This is a genomic window from Komagataeibacter medellinensis NBRC 3288, from assembly GCF_000182745.2.
In the GTDB taxonomy this organism is placed as follows: Bacteria; Pseudomonadota; Alphaproteobacteria; order Acetobacterales; family Acetobacteraceae; genus Komagataeibacter; species Komagataeibacter medellinensis.
Map to the genome: position 1 here is coordinate 953,837 of NC_016027.1, position 17,983 is coordinate 971,819.

General features: G+C 62.1%; 12 protein-coding genes and 1 tRNA gene. 10 read left to right on the top strand and 3 right to left on the bottom strand.

Translation table 11 applies throughout. The features are described from left to right. Positions 1–32 precede the first annotated feature (32 nt). From ftsZ to GLX_RS04365, 9 genes are all read left to right on the top strand, one after another. Entirely contained in the window at positions 33–1,553 is a 1,521-nt protein-coding gene (gene ftsZ / locus GLX_RS04325) for a cell division protein FtsZ (RefSeq protein ID WP_014104809.1), read from the top strand. A 164-nt stretch (positions 1,554–1,717) separates the two neighbouring features. After that, a complete protein-coding gene (gene lpxC / locus GLX_RS04330) occupies positions 1,718–2,677 on the top strand; it encodes a UDP-3-O-acyl-N-acetylglucosamine deacetylase (RefSeq protein ID WP_014104810.1) in 960 nt (319 codons plus the stop codon). Positions 2,678–2,759: 82 nt separating this feature from the next. Continuing rightward, positions 2,760–3,644 carry an outer membrane protein assembly factor BamD gene (locus tag GLX_RS04335; protein WP_014104811.1) on the top strand — a complete coding sequence of 295 codons (885 nt, stop codon included), beginning with the start codon at positions 2,760–2,762 and terminating at the stop codon, positions 3,642–3,644. Positions 3,645–3,683: 39 nt separating this feature from the next. Then, a complete protein-coding gene (gene recN / locus GLX_RS04340; RefSeq protein ID WP_014104812.1) occupies positions 3,684–5,405 on the top strand; it encodes a DNA repair protein RecN in 1,722 nt (573 codons plus the stop codon). A 1-nt stretch (position 5,406) separates the two neighbouring features. Next, a complete protein-coding gene (ligA, locus tag GLX_RS04345) occupies positions 5,407–7,560 on the top strand; it encodes an NAD-dependent DNA ligase LigA (protein ID WP_014104813.1) in 2,154 nt (717 codons plus the stop codon). Positions 7,561–7,877: 317 nt separating this feature from the next. Continuing rightward, positions 7,878–9,005, top strand: coding sequence for a BMP family ABC transporter substrate-binding protein (locus GLX_RS04350; protein ID WP_014104814.1), 1,128 nt, complete (start codon positions 7,878–7,880; stop codon positions 9,003–9,005). A gap of 19 nt (positions 9,006–9,024) precedes the next feature. Beyond that, positions 9,025–10,587, top strand: a complete 1,563-nt coding sequence (locus GLX_RS04355) for an ABC transporter ATP-binding protein (RefSeq protein WP_014104815.1) — start codon at positions 9,025–9,027, stop codon at positions 10,585–10,587. Beyond that, a complete protein-coding gene (locus tag GLX_RS04360) occupies positions 10,587–11,651 on the top strand; it encodes an ABC transporter permease (RefSeq protein ID WP_014104816.1) in 1,065 nt (354 codons plus the stop codon). The genes GLX_RS04355 and GLX_RS04360 overlap by 1 nt, the downstream gene beginning before the upstream one ends. Then, on the top strand, positions 11,648–12,586 hold the full coding sequence (locus GLX_RS04365) for an ABC transporter permease (RefSeq protein ID WP_014104817.1): 939 nt from the start codon (positions 11,648–11,650) through the stop codon (positions 12,584–12,586). The genes GLX_RS04360 and GLX_RS04365 overlap by 4 nt, the downstream gene beginning before the upstream one ends. A 120-nt stretch (positions 12,587–12,706) precedes the next feature. Here the strand turns inward: GLX_RS04365 and GLX_RS04370 are convergent, their stop codons facing one another. Further along, positions 12,707–13,792, bottom strand: coding sequence for an ABC transporter substrate-binding protein (locus tag GLX_RS04370; RefSeq protein ID WP_014104818.1), 1,086 nt, complete (start codon positions 13,790–13,792; stop codon positions 12,707–12,709). Positions 13,793–13,934: 142 nt separating this feature from the next. On the opposite strand from GLX_RS04370, the gene GLX_RS04375 reads away from it, so the two are divergent. Continuing rightward, positions 13,935–14,010 (top strand) — tRNA-Asn (locus GLX_RS04375). Between the two features lie 1,045 nt (positions 14,011–15,055). Here GLX_RS04375 and GLX_RS16475 read toward each other — a convergent pair. Both GLX_RS16475 and GLX_RS04390 read right to left on the bottom strand, forming a co-directional pair. After that, a complete protein-coding gene (locus tag GLX_RS16475) occupies positions 15,056–16,927 on the bottom strand; it encodes a superinfection immunity protein (protein WP_231850403.1) in 1,872 nt (623 codons plus the stop codon). A gap of 157 nt (positions 16,928–17,084) precedes the next feature. Next, a complete protein-coding gene (locus GLX_RS04390; protein ID WP_014104820.1) occupies positions 17,085–17,582 on the bottom strand; it encodes a GlcG/HbpS family heme-binding protein in 498 nt (165 codons plus the stop codon). Between the last annotated feature and the right edge of the window lie 401 nt (positions 17,583–17,983).

Below are 17,983 nucleotides of genomic sequence, written 5' to 3' on the forward strand. Positions count from 1 at the left end.
GCACGCCTACCCCAATCCATCGGGAGCCCAGCATGACCCTCAACCTGACCATCCCGCAACAGAATCATTCCGATTTCACGCCCCGCATCACTGTGATCGGGGTTGGCGGCGGTGGTACAAATGCGGTTGACAACATGATCCAGTCGCAGTTGCAGGGAGTGGAATTCGTTGTTGCCAACACCGATGCCCAGCAGCTCTCGCACAGCAGCGCGGACCGGCGGATCCAGCTTGGCCCCCATCTGACGCAGGGCCTGGGTGCAGGTGCGAAGCCCGAGATCGGCCGCGCCGCCGCCGAGGAAGCCTGCGATGAACTCTCACGCCACCTTGACGGCGCGCACATGGTGTTCATTACCGCGGGCATGGGCGGTGGCACCGGCACGGGGGCGGCCCCTGTCATTGCCCGCATGGCGCGCGAGCGGGGCATCCTGACCGTAGGCGTAGTAACCAAGCCCTTCACGTTTGAAGGGCAGCGGCGCTCCAAGTCGGCTGATGCAGGCATTGCGGAACTGCAGCAGTTCGTTGATACGCTGATCGTCATCCCCAACCAGAACCTGTTCCGCCTGGCCAATGAACGCACGAGCTGGAAAGACGCCTTCAAGATGGCGGACAACGTGCTGTACATGGGCGTGCGTGGCGTGACCGATCTGATGATGGCGCCGGGCCTGGTCAACCTCGACTTTGCCGATATCCGCACCATCATGGCGGAAATGGGAAAGGCCATGATGGGCACGGGCGAGGCCGAGGGCGAGAACCGCGCCGTGGCTGCGGCCGAGGACGCCATTTCCAACCCGCTGCTGGAAGATACGTCCATGGCGGGCGCGCAGGGCCTGCTTATCAACATCACCGGCGGCGAGGACCTGACCCTGTTCGAGGTGGACCAGGCGGCCAACCGCATCCGCGAGGAAGTGGCGGAGGATGCCAACATCATCTTCGGTTCCGCCATCGACACCTCGCTCAACGGGCGTATCCGTGTATCCGTAGTGGCGACGGGCATCGACAACCCGCCCGAGCGTGCCACTACCCAGCCTGAAGCGGCAGCCACACAGGCGGCACCAGCCGCGCAGGCAGCACCCGCAGCACCGCCAGCAGGGGCAGCCCCCCAGCAGGCCACGACGACGGCCCCGCAGCCCACCGCACAGCCACAGCAGCCGCCCGGCGGCATGCCAGCGGGCATGGCCCAGCCACGCCCGGCACCACCGCAGGCACCCTCCCCCAACGCCGTGCCGCCGCATGTGGCGCAGCGCAGTGGCTCACCGCGTTCGCCCCTGTTCACGGAAAGCGCGAAGGCAGCCCCCGCACCTGAACCGCAGCCCGCCGCGCCGCGCAGCCTGTTCGGAATCGTAACGGGTGCGCTGCGCCGCCACTCCACCCAGCCGCAGCAGCCCGAGGCACCGCAGCAGCAGCCCCAGACCGCGCGGGCCGAACCCACCATGCAGCAGCCGCCGCCACAGGCCCAGCCCGCGCCGCAGCAGCAGCCGCCCGCTGGCAGCCCCCCCGCACAGGATGACGGAGGGCTCGACATTCCAGCCTTCCTGCGCCGCCGCTCATCGTAAACAAACCCCACGGGCCGCCCCGGCAGGCCATGGTCCTTTTGTGGCCCAATATAGGTAACAATAGGCAATAATCCTTGACTATCGCGGGCACAGGCGAGGCAGTAGCATGCAGCACATGCCAGCTATCCTGCCTCCCTCCAACCCGCCTGCCAAGGACCCCGGCAATGAACGGCATGTCGCCACAGACACAGGTTTCCTTCCTGCCGCCATCCCGGCAACCGGACGGGCAGATGCAGCACACACTCCGCCAGCCAATCAGCAGTGTGGGGGTCGGGCTGCATACCGGCGCGCGCATCAACCTGCGTCTGGCTCCGGCACCGGAAAATACCGGCATTGTCTTCCGCCGTTCCGACACCACCCTGCCCCCGCTTGCAGCCCGCCATGACAATGTGGTGGACACGCGCCTGAGCACCGTGCTCGGTCAGGAAGGGACTGCCGGACGCATCGCCACGGTGGAACACCTGATGGCCGCACTGGCCGGATGCGGCATAGATAATGCCCTCGTCGAGGTGGACGGGCCTGAAATGCCGGTGTTTGACGGGTCATCCGCCGAATTCGTTTTCCTGCTGGAATGCGCGGGCATTGTGGCACAGGCGGCACCGCGCCAGCATGTCCATGTGAACCGCACGGTAAGGGTAGAAGAGGGTGATGCCTTTGCCGAACTCTCCCCCGCGCGGCAACCCGGCCTGGCGCTGGACATTTCCATTGATTTCGTCGCCCCCGCCATCGGCCAGCAACGCTATGCGGCCCGGATGGAAGGCAGTCTGTTCCGCCAGCACCTGAGCATGGCGCGTACCTTTGTCGAGCAGCCGGAAATTGATTACCTGCATTCCATCGGGCTTGCACGCGGCGGATCGCTGGACAACGCCATTGTTGTCAACGGCACCAGCGTGCTCAACCCCGCTGGCCTACGTCACCCGCATGAATTCGTACGCCACAAGATGCTTGATGCGGTTGGTGACCTGTACATGGCGGGCGGCATGATCAGTGGCCAGTTCCGTGGGCACAAATCGGGCCATACACTCAATAACCGCCTGCTGCGCAAACTGTTTGCAAGTGCCGAGAACTGGCATCGTGCGCCCCTTGGCGCCCCCGCCGCCAGCCTGCAGACACGCGCGGCATGACGGGGGTTGACGAAATCCGCATGCGGAGACTTCACCCGCTCCCGGCACATGATATAAAGCTCCCGTAACTGGAAGAGCTGGCATGTTCGCACGCAGATCACATTATACTCCCCTGCCCCCCCGCGGCACGCGTATGCCGGCGCGCTGGCTTGCCCTTCTGCCCCTGGCTGGCATGCTGGCGGCGTGTGGCCAGAGTGCCAGCAGCATCAATGAACGTGCGCCGCGTGTAGGCTCAGCCGAGACACTGTACAACAACGGTGTCGATGCGCTACGCTCGGATCGCTACCTGCTGTCGGTCAACCAGTTCGACACATTGCAGCGCAACTACCCCTATTCCCAGTACACGGCCAATGCGCAGTTGATGGAGGGATATGCCAACTACCTGCTTAACAAATACCCCGAAGCAGTGCAGCAGCTTGACCGCTTCCTGGAACTGCACCCCACCAGCGCCGATGCCGCTTACGCCTTCTATCTGCGCGCCCTGTGCTATTACGAGCAGGTGGCCGACGTGCAGCGTGACCAGCAGGGCACGATCGAGGCCATGGACGCGCTGGAGGAAGTTATCACCCGCTTCCCCCAAAGCCCCTATTCGCGTGATGCGCAACTGAAGATCGACCTGTGCCGCGACCATCTGGCAGGCAAGGAAATGCTGGTAGGCCGGTGGTACCAGCAGCAGAACGACTACTCCGCTGCCGCGGGCCGCTACCAGCGCGTGGTGCAGGATTTCCAGACCACCAACCACGTGCCCGAAGCGCTTGAGCGGTTGGTGGAGGTCTATCTGGACATGGGCCTGCTGGAACAGGCACGCAAGACGGGTGCCGTGCTGGCCTACAACTACCCCAGCAGCAAATGGTACACGGATGCATATGACCATCTGCGCGCGCACCACCTGATCAAGAGCGTGGATGGCAAGGACCACAAGCAGGGACGCAACGTATTCTCGCGGGCATGGCATTCGATTTTCTGATTTGCGCCAGCGCTTTCGTGTGCTGAACAGGAACCCTTCATGCTGACACAGCTCTCGATACGGGATGTGGTCCTGATCGAAAAACTGGATCTGGCGTTTCCCCCCGGCCTGACCGTGCTGACGGGTGAGACGGGTGCTGGCAAATCCATCCTGCTCGACAGTCTTGGGCTGGCGCTGGGTGAACGCGCCAGTGCGTCACTTGTACGTGCAGGTTGCGAGCAGGCCAGCGTCAGCGCAAGTTTCGAGATCGCCCCCGCCCACCCGCTGCACGAACTGCTGACCGAACAGGGCATCATGCTCGACGATGCGCGTGAGCCCGTGCTGCTGCGCCGCCTTGTCACGACCGACGGGCGTTCGCGCGCCTATATCAATGACCAGCCGGTAGCCGTAAGCCTGCTGCGCCGGGCCGCCACCCTTCTGGTAGAAATACAGGGCCAGCACGAACAGATGGGCCTGGCCGACCAGGCCACCCATCTGGACCTGCTTGATGCTTTTGGCGTGGCCCCTGCCCTGCGCACGCGCACGCACGCGGCCTACCGCGAATGGATCGGGGCCACGGCGGGACTGGCCACCGCACGCGCGGAGATGGAAAACGCGGCGCGTGAGGAAGACTGGCTGCGCCAGGCGGTGGAAGATCTGGGCACACTGGCCCCGCAGGAGGACGAGGAAGCCCAGCTTGCCGGCATGCGTCAGGCGTTACAGCAGGGCGAACGCCGGGCAGAGGCCATTGCCGCGGCCCTGGCCGACCTGACCCCGCGTGACCGGCGCGCTCCCGGCCCTGCCTCCGCCCTGCGCAATGCCAGCCGCGCGCTGCAACGCCTGCTGCCCAGCCCCACCGACATCAACCCCGAAGCCGTAGGCGCTGCCGAACAGGAAGCCGCACAGGAAGCGCTCAACGCACTGGAACGCGCGGAAGAAGCGCTGGCCGAAGCCGAGAACATGCTCTCGCGTCTGGCATCCGACGCGCAGGCCGACCCGCGCCTGCTGGAACAGACCGAGGAGCGCCTGTTCGCACTCCGCGCCGAAGCCCGCAAGCATGGCGTGTCAGTACCCGAACTGCCCGGTCTGCTGGCCGCCTTTACCGACCGGCTGGCGGCACTGGATTCGGGCAATGCCCGCATTGAAGGGCTGGAACAGGCCGTAGCCGAAACGCGCGCCCGGTTTGAGGGCATTGCCCTTGAACTGACGGTCGCGCGCGAAAAGGCGGCACGCCGGCTGGAACAGGCGGTAATGGCGGAGCTCAAGCCGCTCAAGCTGGAACGCGCGCGCTTTATCGTCTCGCTCGTGCCGCTGGAGGCGGAAGCGTGGAACGCACGCGGCAAGGAACAGGCCTCCTTCCTGATTGCCGCCAACCCCGGCCAGCCGCCAGGACCGCTGGCCAAGGTGGCCTCGGGCGGCGAACTCTCACGCCTCATGCTGGCACTCAAAGTCGTGCTGGCAGGGCGGTCGGCCATTCCTACGCTGGTGTTCGATGAAGTGGATTCCGGCGTGGGCGGGGCCACGGCATCAGCCATTGGCGAGCGGCTTTATGCCGTGGGCCGCAGTGTGCAGGTACTGGTGGTCACTCACAGCCCGCAGGTGGCGGCACGCGGGGATGCCCATCTGCGTATCAGCAAGAGCGTGAACAGGGGCCGCACCGAAACTCACGCCGCCCCTCTTGATGACCAGGCCCGACGTGAGGAAATTGCCCGCATGCTTTCGGGGGACACCATTACACCCGCCGCCCGCGCCGCCGCCGACAGCCTTCTGAAAGGGGTCTGACATGCCCCCCAAGCCCAAAACACTGCCGCTGGCCGAACAGGCCCGGCGCCTGCTGGCCGATTACGCCACGAAGGAACAGGACGCGGCGCATGCGGCGCAAACGCTGGCGCAACTGGCCGATCTGCTGCCCGCACTCGATGCCGCCTACCACCAGAATGATGCGCCGCTGGTCGATGATGCGACCTATGACAGCCTGCGCCGTCTCAATACCGAACTGGAAACACGCTTTCCCGATCAGAACCGTGCGGACAGTCCGGCACAGCAGGTGGGCGCGCCCGTAACCGGCCCCTTCCGTCGCCACCGCCACATGGTACCCATGCTGTCGCTGGACAACGTGTTCTCGCGCGGGGAATTCGAGGGCTTCATCAGCCGTATCGCCCGCTTCCTTGGCCTTGATGAGACACAGGCGCGCCAGCTATCCTTTGTGGCCGAACCCAAGATTGATGGCCTGTCCATCAGCCTGACCTATGAATATGGCCGCTTCGTGCGCGGCACCACGCGGGGCGATGGCACGGAAGGCGAGGACGTGACCGCCAACCTGCGCACACTGCACGATATTCCCGAACGGTTGGCCGCCCCTTTCCCCGATGTGATCGAGATCCGGGGCGAGGTGTTCCTGTCCAAGCAGGCGTTCCTGGATCTCAACACGGCACAGGAGCATGCGGGGGAAAAACCCTTCGCCAACCCGCGCAATGCAGCGGCGGGCTCGCTACGCCAGCTTGATCCGGCCATTACCGCAAAGCGCCCACTGTCACTGTTTGCCTATGCGGCGGGGTATAGCAGCGCGCCGCTTGCGGCTACGCATCATGGCTATCTGGCGCAGCTTGAAGCATGGGGTTTTCCGGTCAATCCGCGCAACGCGCAGGTAGCGGATGCCGCCGCAGCGGAAGCCTTCATGGAACGGCTGACGCTGGGCCGTTCGGGGCTGGATTACGATATTGATGGCATTGTCTACAAGCTTGATGACCGCGCGCTGCAGGGGCGCCTTGGCTTTGCAGGCCGCGCGCCACGCTGGGCAGTGGCATGGAAATTCCCTGCCGAACAAGCCGTAACCCGGCTGGAGAAAATCGAGATACAGGTCGGCCGCACCGGCGCACTTACACCCGTGGCCTTTCTGGAACCGGTAAACGTAGGCGGCGTGATCGTAACCCGCGCCAGCCTGCATAACGAAGACGAGATTACCCGCAAAGACATCCGTGAGGGCGACCGTGTGCATGTGCAGCGCGCGGGCGATGTGATCCCGCAGGTGATCAGCGTGGTGCTGCCGCGTGACCATGAGCGCCTGCCCTATCGCTTTTCCCATATCTGCCCCGCCTGCGGCGCCCATGCTGAACGGCCCGAGGGTGAGGTGGTGTGGCGCTGTTCGGGCGGGCTGACCTGCCCGGCACAGGTAGTGGAGCGGCTGATCCATTTCGTCTCGCGCGATGCGTTCGACATCGAGGGACTGGGCGACCGCACCATTGCGGAATTCCACGACCTGGGCTGGCTACGTACCCCGGCCGACATTTTCCGCCTGGACGGGCATGAGGAAGAAATTGCCAGCCGTGACGGGTGGGGCAAGGTCTCGGCCCACAACCTTGTCACCGCCATTGCCGCGCGGCGCACGATCGAACTGTCGCGGCTGATCTATGCGCTGGGCATCCGCCGTATCGGCATCAACAACGCCCGCCTGCTGGCGCGGCATTACGGGTCACTCGCCAACTGGCGCGAACAGATGGAAAAGGCCGCCATCATCGGCTCGGACGCGCGGCTGGAACTGGGGTCGATCACCGGTATCGGCACGGCGATTGCCGATGAACTGGTCGCCTTCTTTGCCGAAGCCCACAACCGCACCACGCTTGATGACCTGACGGCCATGCTGACCCATGTCACCGATGAGGAAGCAGTGGCCGAAGGCAGCCTGTCGGGCAAGACCATCGTGTTTACCGGTACCCTGACCACCATGACCCGACCCGAGGCCCGTGCCGTGGCCGAACGGCTAGGCGCGCGGGTTTCGGACAGTGTCTCGAAAAAGACCGACCTGGTAGTGCTGGGTGAAAAAGCGGGTTCCAAGGCGCGCAAGGCTGCGGAACTGGGCATCGACACCATGGACGAGGTCAGTTGGCGCACGCTTGCAGGCATGCCCTCTACCTCTACCTCTACCGCACAGGAATAGAACAGGTTGCCCCACCCGGTTGCGGGGGCTGGCACCACCACGTTGCTGCATGGTGGCATTACGCCGCCATTACGTTTTGGTTCCGTTACGGAATGCCCGGCCAGCCGGTCCCGTCGCCACCGGGCCACAGGGCAATAACAAAAGGCAACACACTGATGCATAACATAAGTGTGGCCTTGCCTGTCTCTGTCGCGTAACGTTTACTGACACGAGGGGTGCCATCAATTTACGGGCATCCGTGCGGGCGGGCCCGACCCGCTGGCACGCCAGACCGCCGCAACGGGGTGCGGCATGCATTATCAGGGGGATAGCATCTCATGACAGTTTCAGGGCCGCGGGGGCGGTTGCTGACAACACGCCGGGGCCTGCTGGGCATGGCCGGGGCAGCCGGGTCCGGCCTGCTGCTGCCACGCGGCGCACGGGCCGCCGCAACACCCGCATGGCGCAGGCCGCTGGCGGAAGAAGATGCGGTGATCGCCTTTGGCCATACCGGCCCGATTACCGATGGCGGCTGGTCCATGGTACATGACCGTGGCGTGCAGGCAGTGCGGCGGACCTTCCCCAGACTGCGCACAATCTATGTGGAAAGCGTGCCCTATTCCGCCGATGCCACGCGCATCTTTCGCCAGTTCGTGGCCGAAGGCGCGCAGATGGTTTTCGCAACGTCGGAATATGGCGACTTCATAAAGGACGTATCGGACCGCGCGCCAGACGTGGCCTTCATGGAATGCGACGGCACGAACGTGACCGGCAACCTGGGCTGGTATTACGTGGCGCACTGGTACGCCAGCTACATCATCGGCATTGTGGCCGGGTTGATGACGCGCACGGGCAAGATCGGATTCCTTGGCGCGTTTCCCATCCCTTCGGTCTATGCCTCGGCCAATGCAACGCTGCTTGGCGCACAATCGGTCAACCCGGCTGTTACGCTACAGAGCATTACCATCAACGCCTGGTTCGACCCGCAGGCCGCAACCCAGGCCGCGACCGCGCTGGCCGATAACGGGTGCGACATCCTGTGCGGCATCATGGATGAACCAGCCTACCTGCGCGTGGCGCTGCAGCGTGGGCTGAAGGCGGTGATGTGGAATACCGGCATGCTGGAGTTCGGGCCGGAAGCCTATATCAGCTCCGTAACGCTGGACTTCAACGATTTCTATGTCTCGCAGGTGCGTGACCTGCTGGCGGGCACATGGCAGCCGCAGGGCCGGTTCCTGACACTGGGTCACGGCGTTGACCGCGATGGCTGGGGACCAACCGTACCACCGGAAGCGGCAAGGCAGGCCGATGCCATGCGCACCCGGCTGATGGCAGGCTACAACCCGTTCCGCGGCCCGATCCATGACAATCATGGCCGCCTGCGCGTGCCGGCGGGGGCGGAATTGAGCGATGTGGAAATCTACCATAGCGACTGGGCTGTAGCGGGAGTATCGGGCCTTGAGTAAGCACGCCTCCCCCGCCGGCATGCCGCCCGGCACGCCGCCGGTGCTGCAGTTGCGCGGCATTGGTAAATTCTTCCCCGGTGTCATTGCCAACAAGGACGTGGACCTTGATGTCTGGCCCGGTGAGATCCATGCCCTGCTGGGCGAGAACGGAGCCGGCAAGTCCACGCTGATGAACGTGGTGACCGGCATCTACCAGCCCGAGGAAGGCGAGATCATCCTTGATGGCTACGGCCAGACCTTCGCCTCCCCACAGGATGCGATCCGGGCGGGCATCGGCATGGTGCACCAGCACTTCAAGCTGGTGCAGGCCTTTACGGTAGCGGAAAACATCCACCTTGGCTGGGACGAGGCGCCGCGCATGGCGTCCCCCGCCGTACTGGAAGCCCGCACGCGCGAGATTTCGGAGCGCTTCGGCTTTCCCGTCCGGCCCGATGCGCGCGTGTGCGACCTGTCGGCTGGCGAGCAGCAGCGTGTCGAGATCCTGCGCGTGCTGGCGCGCAGGGCACGACTGCTGATCATGGATGAACCCACCGCCGTGCTGACGCCGGAGGAGACAGGCGAACTGTTCCGCGCGCTGAGGGCGTTCCGCGCGCAGGGCAACGCAGTCATCATCATCAGCCATAAGCTTGATGAAGTGATGGAGATTTCCGACCGCGTGAGCATCCTGCGCGGCGGCCGTAAGGTGGACACATTCACAACGGCAGACTGCACCCCCTCCATGCTGGCCGCCACCATGGTGGGGCGTGACATCGTGCGCCGCAACATGCGCGTCCGCCCCGAAGGGGCTGCCCCCATCGCCGCCGATCCGGTCATGCAACTGCGCCACGTCAGCGTGCGCGACGGGCGCGGCGTGGAGACACTGCGTGACGTAAGCCTTGACCTGCATGGCGGCGAGATCCTGGGCATTGCCGGTGTGGCGGGCAACGGCCAGCGCGAACTGACACAGGTTCTGACCGGGCTTGTCGCGCGCACGACGGGCGAGATCGTGCTTGACGGCCAGCCCGTGGTGCAGGCCGACCCGGCCCTGTTCGCCCATGCGGGCGTGGGCCATATACCCGAGGACCGGCTGCGCAGCGCGCTGGCCCCTTCCCTGTCAATCACGGCCAACATGGCGCTGCGGGAATACACACAAGCCCCCATCGACCGCCATGGCCTGTATGATGCCAAGGCCGCGGGCGAACTGGCGCAGGGCATTGCGGAACTCGCGCAGGTCAGTATTCCCGATTTTGCCATGCCGATCCGCAACCTGTCGGGCGGCAACCAGCAGCGCCTTGTGGCCCGGCGCGAGATCCGCATCGCCACCCGTGTGCTGGTGGCCGCCTACCCCGCGCGCGGGCTGGATATTGGTGCGATCGCCACCATGCTGGGCTACCTGACCGACCTGCGCGACCAGGGAGTGGCGGTTGTTTTCATATCGGAAGACCTGGAGGATCTGCTCAACGTGTCCGACCGGATCGGGGTGATGTTCCACGGACGGCTGATGTCCATTCTCGATGCCAAGGATGCTGACATGGCCACCATCGGCCTGCTGATGGGCGGGCGCGAACCTGCGGACCTGCCGGGCGCGGGAGTACCGCAGTAATGGCCACGCATGCTTTTCAACGCCTGCCCACCGCACCGGCGGGGCGTATCCTCATGCTCAGGCTTGCGGCCATCGTGCTGTCGCTGTTCATCATTGCGGGCGTGCTCGCACTTTCCGGGCACAGTCCGTTCATGCTGGCGGAACTGATCGTGCGTTCCACCATCGGCTCGCGCTTCGGGCTGGAAGACCTGGCCCTGTTCATGTGTCCGCTGCTGCTTACGGGTGCCGCCGTATGCGTATGCGGCACGATCGGGCTGTGGAATATAGGGGCGGAAGGCCAGTTCTATGCTGGCGCCATTGCCGCTACCGGCGTGGCCCTTGGCCTGCATGGACCAGCCGCCATGGTGCTGCCGCTCATGACCATTGCCGGCATCATGGGAGGCATGGCATGGATTGCGGTGCCCACGCTGGCACGCGCCTATGCCGGGGTGAACGAGATCATCACCACGCTGCTGCTCAATTTCATCGCCTCGCTTCTTACCTATTACCTGACTACCGGGCCATGGCGGGACCGCATAAGCGGGGCGCAGGTTTCCACACAGCGGCTTTCGGTCTCCATTCCCGAAATGTGGGGTATCGTGCACTGGGGCTTTCCCGTAGCCATCGTGATCGTGATCGGGCTGGCGCTTGTACTGTCGCGCACACGGTGGGGATATGAAATCCGCATTGGTGGTGCCAACCCCGAAGCCGCGCGTTATGCCGGAATTCCGGTGCGACTGCGCATCATTTCGGTCATGCTGCTCTCGGGCGGGCTGGCGGGGCTGGCTGGCATGTTCGAAGTCGCGGGCACAGTGCACCGGCTGCAGGGCGGCATGGCCAATAATTTCGGTTATCTGGGCATTGTGGTGGCGGTGCTGGCGCGTGGGTCGTGCCTGAGCGTGATCCCGGCGGCCCTGCTCATGGCGCTGATCCTGGATTCTGGCATTGTCATGCAAACGCAACAACTCTCGGCCTCGGTCGTGCTGGCCATTACCGGGCTGATCCTGTTCCTGATCGCCATTGGCGATGAACTGGCCCATTACCGGCCTGTCGCCCGCACCACCACAGGGGAAAAAGCCCGATGATCGCGTTGCTGACAGGCATGCTGGCTACTGCCGTTCTGGCGGGTGGCGTACTGGCGCTGGCCGCCCTGGGGGAAGTGCTGGCCGAACGGGTTGGCGTAACCAACCTGGGTGTGGAAGGACTGATGGCGCTTGGTGCGGTTATGGCGGTCATTACCGTCTCCTCCGTGCCATCGCCCTGGATCGGGCTTCTGGCCGCCACCGTGGTGGGGGCGCTGGGGGGGCTGGTCTTTGCATTCGGGGCTGTGGTGATGCGCGCCAACCAGGTACTGTGCGGGCTGGCCACGACCTTTATGGGGCTGGGGCTATCCACTGCGATCGGGCACAATTACGCGGGCCAGCCGGTGGCCACGACGTTCGGCCATGTTGCCATCCCGCTGCTTTCCACCATTCCGGTGATCGGGCCGGCCTTTTTCGGGCAGAACATCCTGATCATACCGATCTATGTCCTGCTGCCGCTGGCGGTCCATGTCATCATGTTCCGTACCCGCCACGGGCTGAACATGCGTGCGGTGGGCGAAAACCCGGCAGCGGCGGATGCGGCGGGCATTCCGGTCATGACCATGCGGCTGGGCTATGTCATCCTTGGCGGAGCCCTGGCGGGCATGGCGGGGGGCTACCTGACCCTGACCTATGTACCGGTCTGGTCGGAAGGCATGGTGGCCGGTCGCGGGTGGATTGCGCTGGCGCTGGTCATCTTTGCAGGCTACCGGCCGGTTATCGTCACCCTTTCGGCCCTGCTGTTCGGGCTGGTGACGGCACTGTCCTTTGTGGGGCAGGCGCATAACTGGCCCATTGACCCCGCTTTCCTGAACATGCTGCCCTATCTGGGCACGATGGCCTTCATCATCGTGCCGGTTGTCGTGTGGCACCGCATGCGCCGGATCATGGCGGCCCCGGCATCGCTGGGGCAGCCCTACTACAGGGATGTGCGCTGAAAAGCCGAGAAAACGGATAGAAGATTGTGGTGAAGCTTTTTTCAAAAAGCTTCAGGGAATGCCACCTTGTTGAAAAAAGGCGGAACCCAGAAACTTTTATTATTTCTTGTACACGCAACCTTACGGCGCGGCGGTCAGGCCATGATGCAGGATATCAGCCGAGATGTGGCGGGCGTAGCCGGCTGAATCCAGGCTATCGGGGAACTGGCCCAGCAGCTTGAGTTCATCTACATAGCGGGCGATCTGGACCTTCAGTTCATTGCCCACCGGGCTTATGCCCAGCACCTCGTGGCGCATCATCTGCAATACGGACTCCTGCGGCATGCCTGCAATCCGGCCATCAAGCAGGGTTGCGGCTTCCGCCATGTGGCCCGGCAGCCAGCGCGCCGCGTTGTACAGCGCAAGCACAAGGGCCACGGCAGCAGCAGGTGTCTGTTCCAGCAGATTGATCGATACGCCCAGGGCAAGGTTGGTGCGCCGGGCATACAGGCCGTTTATGCTGTTGACCAGTTCCACAAGCTCCAGCGCCGGATTGCCCATAAGCTGCCAGGCCAGCGGGTCGTGCAGGGCCACGGCATCGACCGTTCCGGCCATGACCGCATCATCAATCTGGTCAGGTGGCAGGATGACCCAGTTGGGCGCGGTATCGGGGTTCAGGCCCTTGCGGCGCAAGATGACGGAAAAGAACAGCCGGTCGGCCATATCCGCATTCAGCACGGCAATCCGGCGGCCTGCCAGATCCTCGATCTTGGCAATGCGCAGCCGTTTGCGCACCAGCAGGCGGAACGTGCCCGCCTGCAGCCCCATGACCAGTCGCACAGGCAGATCGGGATTGGCCTGATAGGCCTGCAGCCATGACAGGACAGGCGCCACTGCCGCCATGCTGCGCCCGGCCTGCAGATCGGCAATGGCGTCGCGCCCGGACATGACGCCGGGGCGCAGTTGTACGTTGAGATGGTACTGCAAAAGGAAATCCTGCCGCAACGCAATATTGTACAGGATGGAAGCCTGCGCGAATGCCCATGAGAGGGTCATGTCATGAGGTTCGCCATCCAGCAGCGCATCATCACGGCGGACAATCCGCGCCTGCTGGCGGCTGACGACCCACTCCCCCCCCGCAAGCGCGCAGCCTGCGGCAGCCAGAAGCGGCAGGACCATGCGGCGCAGCATACGTGGGGGCCGGGTATGCGTGTTTTCATCGGCCATCTGGCTACCCTTTTCCCTGCGATGCGAAGGCGTTGCCGTGCGTCTGCCCGGCCTGCGGTCGCTTTTCCCCCTTTTTTAAAAAAAGTGCAAAAGGGGGGTTTACGCCCCCCCACGCCTATGGCTATAAGCTGCTCAACGCTGATCCCGAATAGCTCAGTTGGTAGAGCAAGCGACTGTTAATCGCTGGGTCGTAGGTTCGAGTCCTACTTCGGGAGCCACTTTTCCTTAAAAATTAGTGTCAAATCAGTAGGTTGCGAATTTCTCCAAATCTGAACCCACGATAGGCCGTGTCCTTTATGGGAATGTGCCGACACGTTCAGGGTCATCCCTCTTCCCATGAAGTGATTCCAGTCCGTCATAGAAGATTGGAATGAACATACTGCCAATGGTCATCGTACCGGCACACCCTGCAGTTCCGGCTCCATTCATGTCTGGACCGAACAATTACTATCCATCATGTCCTGCCAGACAATAATACAGTGTATAGAAAATTGGTGAAGCAATGATATAGGGGACTTTCAAATGGTTAGTTCACACAATACAGTTCATTATTCAGAATAAAGTATATAAAAATTAATTTAATTTTCAATATTTACTAATTAAAATAAAAACATTTAATTAACAATTAGATGAAATTTGATTTTTATGTATCAGCCTGACACAAATGCACTGTATATATTAATAATTTTTTCTTCCAATTTCTTCCGAGTGGAAAATAGAGATCAAGCCAGTTTTGATTTTTTCTGTGCATGATAGGTCTATTTCCCGTGCTCGCTATAAATATCCATACGAGAGATCTTCCTACCGGGCCTGCAAACACTACATCGCCGGTCGGTTCTTCCTCTCCGACAGTACCATCATCGACAGAAGTGTTCTGATATACTTCGTCCAGCCCTGCCAGACAGGCTGTCGGATTAGGAGCTAAAATGGATATTATTCATAAATTATGAAAACATATTTCTGTTCATTGTGTCGGAAATTCTATGATTTCCATAATTCAAGCAATGTTATTGCGTAAAAAATCCTAATCCGACAGCCTGCTAAATCTCATGGAGACTTTACGGGGGCCCATTTCACTTCCCCCTTTTTGTCTCCACTTTAAAAGAAAAGTCTCCGTTTTTTATGTTTGGGAGTGATGGGATGACAAGAGTTTCGGGGGTACGCCCCGAAACCCTTGCCGGGCAACCTGAGCAGGCGCTGGCAAGACGCGCTCCACAGACATCATGCCAATCAGGCTAATCGTGTTGTCCCTGTCAGCATTTCTTACATACGACTGTCCGGTCCATGGTCTTCCGTTATGATCCTGATCTTTGCCTGATGCCGGAGTTCGTAGTCACTTCGGGTCTCAAACGACAGCGCCATGGCCAAGGCCGCCACCCATCCGGCCAGCGTCCAGCCAAGAAAGACATTGACGATAAAAATGCTTCGCTTGCGCGTGGAGTCCCGGATGCAGGCAACCCCGAATGGCAGGAAATACAGACAGGTGCCAAAGACCGTGATGGCAAGGATGACCCCGCCCCCAAACAGGTTCAGGTGCGGTCGGGCCGCAGGTTTTGTAGCCGGAGATGGCGCATCATTGCCGGCAGAATGAATATCGGGCGGCATTGCCACAGGCAGCAGGGCCTGCGCATCCGCATCCGACAGGAATCCGCTGGCCTGTGGCTGATGGGTCGTGCGCTGCCATGTGGCAATGGCCCCCCGCGTTGCTTCGCCATATACGCCATCGGCCTCGGTGCCTGCGGGCAGATAGCCCAATTCAACCAGCCTGCGCTGGAGTGCGATATGCGTATCAAGCGGGCGGCTGGATTCCTCAAGTGCCGCCCCTGTCAGTCGCTGGCGGTACTGCCGTGTCAGGCGGTCCATGGCTGCGGCATAACATGCGACAGCCCCATCGGGCACGTCCTGATCGGCAGCACCGGGTTCTGGCAGGCCACAGCCGTGGTTTGCTGCGTTTTCATCCGCGATGACCTGCTGGCGCAGCGCCTTCCACCCGTCGCGGCCCACCTGCTGGCGCAGGGCATAGTACACTTGATCAAACAACAGTTCATGGCGGGCGGCGTCGCTATCATGGCATAGCATGGCAGCAACACCGTTATGGTCTGGCGGTGGATCACAGGAAAAATCTGGCCCGTACTGGCCCGGCCCACTGTCCTTCCCATCCTGCGCGGTCAGGGTCAGGGGGACGGCTGCCGCCTGTTCTGGCGTGATATAGCCCTGTTTTTGCAGGAAAAATGCCAGTCCCTGCGGGAACGGCATGGGCCTGCGTTCCGCCGGAGTGCATTTCTTCTCGTCAGTCTGGCGCATGTCGCAGATAGAAATGCCGAACGTGGCATCCCTGCTGCTTTCGGCATGGGCCAGCATGTAATGCCAGCCCTGCGCGAACGCCCCAAGCTGGGCCTGTGTCGCCACATAATAGGCCAGAAAGCCATTCGGTTCCGACTGGCCACCATCCACCCATTCCTTGCGTGCCGCAGCCAGCCTGCCAGCCAGATAGGCACGATAGGCCGGGTCACGGGTTACGGTTGCAAGCTGACCGGCATGGTAACGTTGCAGGGTAATCGGGGCAAAGGAGCCAGCATAGGAAGCGAAGGTGTAAAAAAAGGACTGGTCCACCCCCTGTATTTCAACCGTGCCATCATGGGCTACGTCCACAATGGTGGGCATGCCATCGCTTTCACTCTGTTCCAGCGACGTTTCACGCCATGTCCCATCGGGCATCTGCCCGAAAATGGAGGAAAGCTCGCAGCAATGCGCCCCACCGGTATAAGCCGATACAATCACCTGCGGCAGAGGAGAGGCTGCATCCAGTTGATAGAGCGACATTTCCATGTGCCCGTACCCGCTATTGGGCCCATAGGGCGAAAGCAGGAAGGTATGCGGGGCGGATCGCGGGTGGGACAGGTCCCGCACCACCAGTTGCGCCACAGAGCACGAGGCAGCGGCGTGCTGATCGGCAGGCTGCCACACCATGGCCATGCCACACTGGTGCGATAGCCTGACCTGGAGTGTCGCTTCAAGGCCGTGCGAAAGCGCCTTTACCTGCGAACGCTCACCCAGATTGGCATGAGCCAGCGGCGCGACCACCGGCACAGCGGCAGATGCGGGAGATGCGGCAGCCGAAAAGGCTATTGTCATAGCCAGTACAAGACCAGGACCAATACCGCTCCTGCCAGTTCCGTTCATTTTATCCCGCTCCGTATGATCACGCCCATATCAACTGCAACCTGAGCATCCGGGCTGAGAGCGCCCCACTGTAATGGACGGGCTTCCATAAACATGCGGGCAGCCCGCGTTAATGAAAGTCCGCCCGGAATTTCGTGACGGCCGCCTGCGCGCAGGCTTCATCCTTTTCGCCACCCGGCGCACCGGATACGCCAATGCCACCCAACACCACATTATCACCCACCCGGCGCAGGGCTACGCCACCGGGCACGAACAGGACTTCCGGTATGGTATTGAGTGCGCCGTTGGCGGGACCTGTCACCTTGGCGGCTATCAGGTCGCTGGTCGTATTCATATTGAATGCAAGCCCGTAGGCATAGGCCGTATAGGCTTTGCGATAGGAGACGGACAGCGATTGCAACGGTACGCTGTCGCCCTTGATCACGGCCTGCTGATGGCCTGTCGTATCCACCACGCTGGCGGTAACTGAATAGCCTTGTGCCGCACAGGCGCGCACAGCTTCCTCCGCCAGATGCGCCGCCGTGATCCAGTCCAGCTTGGCTGTCATGATCACATGGCCCTGTGCGTGGGCCGCCGGCATCCACCCCAGCGCGCCAAGCAATGCCATATTCCTGATCGCCCTGCCCTCCTGATCCTGCTGCCGTGATGATGCGCGCGTGCACCCGCGTGCGACAACCCAAAAACACACAACAGTACGCACCCGTATCCACGATACAGTCCGTCACGCCCCCCTGACGAGAATAGGAAAACCACACGGGCCATGACAGCATTGTGTACCCCGACAGGACACGGAACATATCTTCTGCTGATGAAGAACGTCCGTTTCCTTCATTTTTGCATTGTCATAACGAATACAAAAAAAGAACAGAGTGGCGGCAACCATCGTGTATGCTCAGGGCATGCTGGCGGATTTCGCGTTTGCTTCCCTCTTTCATGGTGCTGACCGTCATCTCCACGGCGCTGACCGGACCACTGTTCTGCCCGTTTGCCCCCATGCGGGCAGACCAT

What these genes read in the sequence shown, in the direction of transcription:
- ftsZ (WP_014104809.1), top strand. Translation starts at nt 33, where the DNA reads ATGACCCTCAACCTGACCATCCCGCAACAGAATCATTCCGATTTCACG.
- lpxC (WP_014104810.1), top strand. Translation starts at nt 1,718, where the DNA reads ATGAACGGCATGTCGCCACAGACACAGGTTTCCTTCCTGCCGCCATCC.
- GLX_RS04335 (WP_014104811.1), top strand. Translation starts at nt 2,760, where the DNA reads ATGTTCGCACGCAGATCACATTATACTCCCCTGCCCCCCCGCGGCACG.
- recN (WP_014104812.1), top strand. Translation starts at nt 3,684, where the DNA reads ATGCTGACACAGCTCTCGATACGGGATGTGGTCCTGATCGAAAAACTG.
- ligA (WP_014104813.1), top strand. Translation starts at nt 5,407, where the DNA reads ATGCCCCCCAAGCCCAAAACACTGCCGCTGGCCGAACAGGCCCGGCGC.
- GLX_RS04350 (WP_014104814.1), top strand. Translation starts at nt 7,878, where the DNA reads ATGACAGTTTCAGGGCCGCGGGGGCGGTTGCTGACAACACGCCGGGGC.
- GLX_RS04355 (WP_014104815.1), top strand. Translation starts at nt 9,025, where the DNA reads ATGCCGCCCGGCACGCCGCCGGTGCTGCAGTTGCGCGGCATTGGTAAA.
- GLX_RS04360 (WP_014104816.1), top strand. Translation starts at nt 10,587, where the DNA reads ATGGCCACGCATGCTTTTCAACGCCTGCCCACCGCACCGGCGGGGCGT.
- GLX_RS04365 (WP_014104817.1), top strand. Translation starts at nt 11,648, where the DNA reads ATGATCGCGTTGCTGACAGGCATGCTGGCTACTGCCGTTCTGGCGGGT.
- GLX_RS04370 (WP_014104818.1), bottom strand. Translation starts at nt 13,792, where the DNA reads ATGGCCGATGAAAACACGCATACCCGGCCCCCACGTATGCTGCGCCGC.
- GLX_RS16475 (WP_231850403.1), bottom strand. Translation starts at nt 16,927, where the DNA reads ATGACAATAGCCTTTTCGGCTGCCGCATCTCCCGCATCTGCCGCTGTG.
- GLX_RS04390 (WP_014104820.1), bottom strand. Translation starts at nt 17,582, where the DNA reads ATGGCATTGCTTGGCGCGCTGGGGTGGATGCCGGCGGCCCACGCACAG.